This is a genomic window from Chrysiogenia bacterium (assembly GCA_020434085.1).
In the GTDB taxonomy this organism is placed as follows: domain Bacteria; phylum JAGRBM01; class JAGRBM01; order JAGRBM01; family JAGRBM01; genus JAGRBM01.
Map to the genome: position 1 here is coordinate 1 of JAGRBM010000320.1, position 7,812 is coordinate 7,812.

Sequence of the window (7,812 nt, forward strand, 5' to 3'; positions counted from 1 at the left end):
GATCACATGCGTGTTTTGTTGTCACTGTACGCATCGCCAGGTGCGTGCGTGGCAACACAGAGCAGTTTTGAACAGAGCCGAAAGGAATAGTGAGCAATGAATGAGGACAAGAAGACGAGGAACTTTGCCTGGGCGGTGGGGCTATCCGTCGCGTTGGCGTTCGCGCTGATCAGTGCGCTGATCTACTACGCCAACTGGTGGACATTTATCGCCGAGACAAGGCTTCTCGATCTGGCCATCGATGCCGGACTGATCAAATACCATGATCACAATGCCGGATTCATCGACGGCGTTGCAGACCTGAAATACTACTACATGTCCCAGGAGCCCATTAGTTGGGACCTGATCGGCGTCGTGATTGGAATCTTCCTTGCGTTCTTCTCACTCAAGGCGGTGCAGTTCAATGCCATTGGCCGCCTCTTCGGTTTGAAGACGAAGACCAGCGAAAACGTCGGCGCCTACGCCTACGGCACGGTGCTCAATCAGTATCTGCCCTTCGGAATGGGTCACGCCGGTGCGGCGCAGGCGCTTCAGGCTTCGGGCGCACCGCTCAAGCAGGCCAAGGGCGTTGTCTTTACCGAGCAGCTCTTCGTTCTCTTCGAGATCCTCGTCTTCGCTGTCATCGGATTGCTGGCGATCGGCTGGGACAACTGGTTTTCGCAGATTGTCGCTTCGCTTGGGATCCTCGCGGTTGCCTCGGCAATCCTGTATGGCCGCAAACAGGGCGTAAACCTCAACGAAACGTGGACGCAGGCAAAGCGCTCGATGCGCCTGGTTGCTGATCAGCCCGCGCGCGCGGTGTGGGTGGCATTCCTCTCGCTTCTGGCCTTTGGCCTCGAAGACATCGCCGCCTACTTCACCGCGATGGCGTTCACCACGAGCGTGGTCGTCCTCAAGGTCGACTTCGGCGTTTTGCTGATGGGCGTCGTGGGTTCCTACATCGCGCGACTGGTTCGCATCACTCCGGGCGGTATCGGCCAGTTTGAGTGGGGCTTTGCCGCCGCGCTTTATTTCGGCGGTCTGGGCTTCCCCGAGTGCGTCGCCATTGCGGTGCTCGACAACACCTTCCGCTACGTCTCGGGACTGATCTTCGTGTTCGTCGTCTCGCGTCGTGAGCGCGTGAAGACCACGCTCGGCGAAGTCATTGCGACTTTCAAGCGTGATGAAAGCGAATCCGAACCTGCTGACCTGACAGGCGCAGGCGCTGACGACATGGGCGTCGCGCTTCCCGATGTGGAACTCGACCGCATGCCCAATGCTTCGAAGCTTTGGGGCCGTTTCACAATTGCTGCGGCCGTGCTGCTGGCAATTTTCTACATCGATGAGCTGACCTACCTGGCCTTCGACTACTGGTTGCTCGACAGCATGGGCTATGGCAGTGTCTTCTCGACGAACTTCGCCATGGGAGTCAAGCTCTTCCTGTTCGGCCTGGTTACGATGGGTGGCGGCATTGCGTTGCCGGCATTCATGAACAAACTGCAGGGCGGACAGAAGAAGTTCGTGCTGGCCTGGGCCGTGATACTCGGCTCGCTCGGCGGCTACTTCCTCTCGCTGACTTACCTGAACTTCCTGCTGATGAGCGGGCCCGACGGCTTTGGTGGCACCGATCCGATTTTCGGCAAGGATCTGTCCTTCTATGTGCAGGACCTCTCGGCCATCTGGATCCTGGTGGAGGCGTTGCTGGCCGGCACCTTCCTTGGGCTGCTTTCGGCGATCGGCTGCGGCTATGCCGCATATCTGGGCTCGGATGCGGCCGACAAGGCCCCGCCTGCGGGCCTGAGCAAGTTCCGCCACATCTTGGGCGAGGTGTTTGACATCAAGGCCCTGGGGCCCCTCGTCACCATCGGCGTGCTGCTGGCCATTGCACAGTACTTGGGCAAATACGGGCTGCTTTATGCCGACAACTCCGGCTCGGCGATTGAAGTCGGCGCTTCGGCGCTCGACGTGGATGGCTTCTGGAGCAACCTCCATTACATCTATGTCACGACGCTCGTCATTCTCGGTCTGACGGGACTGCTTTTCATGTATCTGCAGACCCTCAACAAGGTGGTCAAGGGAACGGCGCCTTCGAATTGGCAGGAGCAGACCAAGAAGTTCGGAACCTACGCTCTGGTTCTGATCCTCGCTGATTTCGGTTTCAAAGCGGCAGTCTCGGTTCGTAACTGGGTCGATACCAAGCCCAATGAGCCCGTCGTCCAGATCAAGAAGCACGAGGACGGCAGCGGCGGTTACATCCAGAACCACATCGAGTTCACACGCAAGGCCTACGGCATCGACCAGGTCGAAGCTGTCGAGTTCCGTCCCAAGGGCCCCGGCGATCCGGTGCCCGACATTGAGCAACTGCTGAATCACCCGACGATCAAGAACGCCCCGCTGTGGCCGGGCTTCACCAGCTATCTGGAACGCTTCATCGATCCCCAGCATGAGGACCGCATCCTTCAGACGAAGGGTGACACCATGGTCTACGGTCCGACGCTGGAAATCTTCAAGCAGCAGCAGAAGCTTCGTACCTACTACGACTTCCTGGGAATTGATTCGGTCCGCTACACGATCAACGGTGAGAAGAAGATGTTCGTCAGCTCCGTGCGTGAGCTGCCGCTCATGGAGCCGGTTCCCTGGCTTGCATGGTTCGGCCAGCGCTTTGTCATGTATACCCACGGCCAGGGCATGGTGATGGCGCCGGCAGCGGGTATCGATGGCGAGGGTGAGCCCCAGTTCGCCATACAGAACATCCCCGAAGAGGTCCAGTACAAGGAACTCGAGGTCGATAACCCCGATATCTACTACGGAGAAGGCTCGACCACGATGGCCTACTCCAACATCAAGGACATGAAGGAACTGGATTACCCGACCGATCAGGGGCGCGCCGAAATCCGCCTGGGCAATGACGTTGCCGGCGCGGTGGCCATCGACTCCCTCCTCAAGCGCTTTGTCTACGGTTGGCGAAGCGACCAGTTCTTCCAGGTCTTCTTCAGCGGCCTGATCACGGACGAAACCCGTGTTCACTTCTTCCGCTCGCCGCTCGAGCGTGCCGAGCGTGTTGCACCGTTCCTGTATCTGGACAGCAACCCCTACGCCGTGATTGCGGACCGGAACATCGTGTGGCTGACCAATGCGCTCACCACCAGTGACATGTACCCCTACAGCTACTACCAGGACCTGGGTGACAAGTCGGACGAGCGTTCGTTCGAGAAACACCGCAAGAACCGGCTTCGTCGCACCAACTACGTAGAGGATTCGGTCAAGATCACCCTGAATGCCGCCAACGGCGAAATGAAGTTCTACAAGATTTCAGACAAGCCACTGATCAAGGCATGGGCCGGCGTGTATCCCGAGCTCTTCGTGGACGGCAAGGAGATGCCGCAAAGCATCCGAGCGCACCTGACCTATCCGGTGCACATGATGCACGTGCAGTTCGACGATGTGTACATCTACTACCACATGGAAGACCCCTACTACTTCTTCAATTTTGAAGACATGTGGGACGACGGTGACGAAGTGCTCGGCCCGATCCTCGACGCCGGACGTGCGATCCGCTTCTCCATCGAGCCCTACACCTTCCTGCTGGAGACCGGTGCGGGCGGCATTCCCGCTGCCAAGGGTGACAAAGTACAGTTCGTCCAGGGCATGGTGTTCACGCCGGAGAAGGCGCTCAACCTGCGCGGCATTCCCATCGTCTACCAGGACGGCGAGGACTACGGCCGGCTTGTCTCGCTCGAAGTGCCCAAGGGTTACTACTACCCGGGTCCCGAGCAGGCCGACTCCGCGATCGACCAGAACCCGGAGATCTCCGAGCAGATCTCCTGGTGGAATCGTCGCGGCAACGACGTGATTCGCGGTCACACCTCGACACTGATTGTCGACGGCGAGGTGATCTATGTCGAGCCGATCTTCATTCGATCGCAGCAGAACCCGGTCACGCAGCTTCGCCGCGTAGTGGCGGTGTTCCGTGGCACGGCTCGCATGGGCGAGACGCTTGAGCTCGCACTTCGGCACGCGATCAAGGATTACAGTGCCCACAGCGGTACCGCGATGATGGATAGCGCCATCATCGCTGATCCGGCCGCGATGGAAGGCGCTGAAGGCGCAACGATGGAATCAAGTGACACTGCCCAGTAACTTCCCTTCCGGTTTACACGGAACCAACAGAGCCGCCCCCCTTACGGGGGCGGCTCTTTTTTGTAGGCCATATACAAAAAGACTTGTCCGTGCAGACTATTTCTTTCTTGAAACCAGTAATCTCGTATCTTGGGCCAAAAGGAAGGGCAGACTCTGCCCGACAGCATCAGCCTTCAGAAGACAACGCTCCAGGTTCCCCAAAGGGAATGGAAGTTTTACAAATGTGCCAAAACCTGGAAAGTGAAGAGCCTTGAGTCACTGTACACGAGAAATGAATTTTTTCTTGAAAAATCAATGGGTTAGATGCGTCTATGGGCATCAATTTCTATAGACGAAGGCGTGTGGATGTCGTAAGTTCCTTTTGCTGCAGCCTGTGGCGGGTATGACTCGGCTGAAAAGAAGGATCTGATGGAGACCTTGTACGCGTATATGACGCTGTCGGTGACGGTCGGCCTGTGTGTCTCCCGGCCACATGTCTTTGTTGGTAGCAAGAAACTGCATATCGACATCGGCGTGGCGGCGGTGCTCGGGGTTGCGCTCATGCTCATCGGCGGTCTACTCGAACCCGCCGATCTGATGACTTCGTTCAAAATCCAGTGGCGCCCGTTGCTGGCGCTCACAAGCATCATGGTGATGACCGGCGTGGTCAAAGAGACCGGTGCCTTTGAACGTCTGGCGCTGCGCATTGATAGCTATGCGCGTGAAACATCCACCAGTCGTGCATTCAATATGATCTTCGTGGCGAGCGTGGTGACGCCGTCGCTGCTCAACAATGATGCCGCCATCCTGCTGCTGACACCAGTGGTGATTGCCATGGCGCGCCGCCTCTACCCGGGCAATGATCGAATCCTCGAAGCCTTCGTTTTCGCGGTTTTCCTCGCGCCAGGGGTGGCACCGTTTGTTATTTCCAACCCGATGAACATGATCGTTGCGGAATACGCCGGTATCGGATTCAACGATTATACGGCGATCATGGGCCCCATCTCGGCCGCCGGCGCCCTCATGACATTTGGGATTCTGCGTTGGCACTATCGCAAAGTCCTTCATGCCGAAGCGGTCCCGTCATTGCCCACGGAAATACCACCCGCGCATCGTGCGGAGCGGCCGGCGTTTATTTTCCTCATGACCGTCTTCCTGGCCTATCCGGTCATGGCGGCGCTGGACGTTCCGATCTGGTCGGTTGCGCTCGCCGGAGCAATCGGATGCACGATCATCTCGCAGATCTACTCAGTCGCGTCGCCGCGAAAGATTGCCGGGCATGTTTCGCTCGATATCCTTTTCTTCCTCTGGGGGGTGTTCCTGGTTGTCGCGGGGCTTCGCGAAGTCGGCGTGATCGACAATCTGGCTGCGCTGTATTCGAGCTATGACGCCAACAGCGGCGCGCAACTCGGCGTCATCGGAGTCGTCTCCGCACTTGGCTCGGCTGTTGTCGACAACCACCCGATGTCCATTCTGAACATGTTGGCAATCGGCCACGAGGGAGCGACCCGACCGCTGCTCGCAGCGCTGGTCGGTGGCGACATCGGACCACGCCTCCTGCCGATCGGATCGCTGGCCGGTCTGTTGTGGATGGATCTGCTTCGGCGAAGCGGCATTGAGATCAGTATTTTCAAGTTCGTGCGCCTCGGCACGATCGTTCTCATTCCGACGCTCACCTTGTCGCTTCTGTTGCTGTCCCTGTGGTGATTCAGGTATGTAGCGCCTGTTCAAGATCTGCGATTGGAGGAGCCAGTCGCCATCACCTTGCGAGGATCGCATCGATTGCGCCCTCCCACGGGAACCATGCAGTCGCTTATTGCCTACGCCACGTTGTTCATGACCGTCGGAATCGCAGTTGGCCGCCCCCGTTTCGGTAAGGAATGGCAGGCCGGACCGGCGTCGGCAGCGCTGCTTGCGACAACGATTCTGCTCACCGCCCGCGTGGTGGACCCTGCTGACATCATCCACTCGCTTCAGCTTCACTGGCGCCCGTTCCTGATGATCATTGCGACGATGATTCTCTCGGCCGTGGCCGAGCGGATCGGCGTGCTTGAGCGCCTGGCGGAGATGATCTTCTCCGATCCAAAGACGACGCCTTCACGCCTGTTCGGACAGGTCTTCCTGATGTGTGCGCTCACTTCCACGATTTTCAACAACGATGCGATGATCATTCTGATTACGCCGCTGGTATTGGGACTGGTGAAGAAGCGCTACCACGGTCACAAGCGCCTGCTTGCCCCTTTTGCATTCGTGGTGTTCATGGCAATCGGCGTGGCGCCGTTCTACATCTCAAACCCGATGAACATGATCGTGGCGGAATTCGCCCACGTGAATTTCAATCAGTATGCGAGCTGGATGATCCCCGTTGCACTGGGCGGGTGGGCGGTGACCTATCCCATCGTCTGGCTCTATTTCCGCAAGGATCTCGAAGAGCCGATTCACACCGAGCGCGCGGTCGCCGAAGAGGGGGAAGGGCTTCTTCCAGCGCAAAAGGCGATGTTGGGGCTGCTGGCACTCATCGTGATCGGCTACCCGACCGTCGCCTACTTTGACGGCCCGTCAATCTGGATCGTCGCCGTGATTGGCGCCACGCTTGCAATCCTGCTCAGCACGCGCTGGGGCAAAGTAGACATGCGCGATCTGATGTTTCGCACCGTTGCGTGGGACATCTTCGTGTTTCTGCTCGGGGTGTATGTGATCGCCATTGCGCTGCGCAATGTGGGGTTCACCGATCTACTGGCATCGATCTATCAGGACGCGAATCTCTTTGTGATTGGCGGCGTAGCGGCCGTCGGCTCGGCGCTGGTGAACAACCACCCGATGTCGCTGATTAACCTGATGGCCCTCGAAGCGCTTCCCGACGCCGGGCGGAAGGAAATCTTCGCCTCCCTGATCGGCGGAGACCTGGGGCCGCGGCTTCTACCGATTGGCTCGCTTGCCGGACTGCTCTGGCTCAACGGGTGCAAGCGCATGGGGCTCAAGGTCTCGCTTCGGACCTTTGTCACGCTCGGCCTGCTGGTGACCGTGCCGGCGATGGGTGTTTCGCTGGTAATCCTGTTGCTGCGCGGCTCCTGAACAAGCCGAGTTGGCGCCCTACTGCTCGACGCTCTCAGCGAATTCTTCACGAACCTGATCGATGACCTGTCGCTTGAGTTGCTTGCGGGTCAGACCCCTGACCGTCTGGCCTTCATCGGCGAGCGTTTCGAACTCGAGCTGATAGGCGGCCCAGAGTTCTTCAAAGCGTTGTGCCTGGGGTGAATCGCTGGGCCAGGGCAGGGGGGCGCGCCCGCGGGCGTGTCCCTGCGCGCCTCCCCTCGTGGTGTGCGGACTGCGATCCTTGGCATGGGGGCGGGCGGTGGCGCGGCGACTAGTCGGTGAGTGAACCGAACCCGGGGTGCCGGCTGGCAGCACGACGGGCCCCTCGGCCGGATCCATGGGGAAGCCATTGATCAGTACCTGTGGTCTTGCCAGAGATCCGTGAAGGCCCACCTGGTAGCTGTTCGTTTGTGCGAGCCCCGCGTAGGCCTGGGCCAGGACCGGCTGCGTAGTCGCCTTGCTGCGCGCGACTTCGAGAGTGAAATCGATGGAACTCTCTTCGTAGCTTGGCGCCAGGTTGAGGTGGCCGCCACCGGTCACGCGAATGCCGGTTCCAGTCGCAACAAACTCCGTGATTTCCAATGCATGAGCTTCGAGCGTCGCATTCGCCGTGAAAGA

Annotated in this window: 4 protein-coding genes; 3 read left to right on the forward strand and 1 reads right to left on the reverse strand. The window is 58.9% G+C overall.

Annotated features, from left to right (window positions below; all coding sequences use genetic code 11):
• The first annotated feature begins 96 nt into the window (after positions 1-96).
• The 3 genes from KDH09_11090 (at position 97) to KDH09_11100 (ending at position 7,173) form a co-directional block, all read left to right on the forward strand.
• Positions 97-4,119 (forward strand): UPF0182 family protein, encoded by a 4,023-nt coding sequence (locus KDH09_11090; GenBank protein ID MCB0220231.1) that lies wholly within the window; start codon positions 97-99, stop codon positions 4,117-4,119.
• A 408-nt stretch (positions 4,120-4,527) separates the two neighbouring features.
• The gene (locus tag KDH09_11095) at positions 4,528-5,805 is read left to right on the forward strand and encodes a hypothetical protein (GenBank protein MCB0220232.1); all 1,278 of its coding nucleotides are present in this window, start codon (positions 4,528-4,530) and stop codon (positions 5,803-5,805) included.
• Between the two features lie 96 nt (positions 5,806-5,901).
• The gene (locus KDH09_11100) at positions 5,902-7,173 is read left to right on the forward strand and encodes a hypothetical protein (protein MCB0220233.1); all 1,272 of its coding nucleotides are present in this window, start codon (positions 5,902-5,904) and stop codon (positions 7,171-7,173) included.
• An 18-nt stretch (positions 7,174-7,191) separates the two neighbouring features.
• On the opposite strand, the gene KDH09_11105 is transcribed toward KDH09_11100, so the two are convergent.
• Positions 7,192-7,812, reverse strand: a 621-nt coding sequence (locus KDH09_11105; GenBank protein MCB0220234.1) for a hypothetical protein, incomplete at its 5' end; no start/stop codon positions are given.

Coding starts and splice junctions, on each gene's coding strand:
- KDH09_11095 (MCB0220232.1), top strand. CDS start 4,528: ATGGAGACCTTGTACGCGTATATGACGCTGTCGGTGACGGTCGGCCTG.
- KDH09_11090 (MCB0220231.1), top strand. CDS start 97: ATGAATGAGGACAAGAAGACGAGGAACTTTGCCTGGGCGGTGGGGCTA.
- KDH09_11100 (MCB0220233.1), top strand. CDS start 5,902: ATGCAGTCGCTTATTGCCTACGCCACGTTGTTCATGACCGTCGGAATC.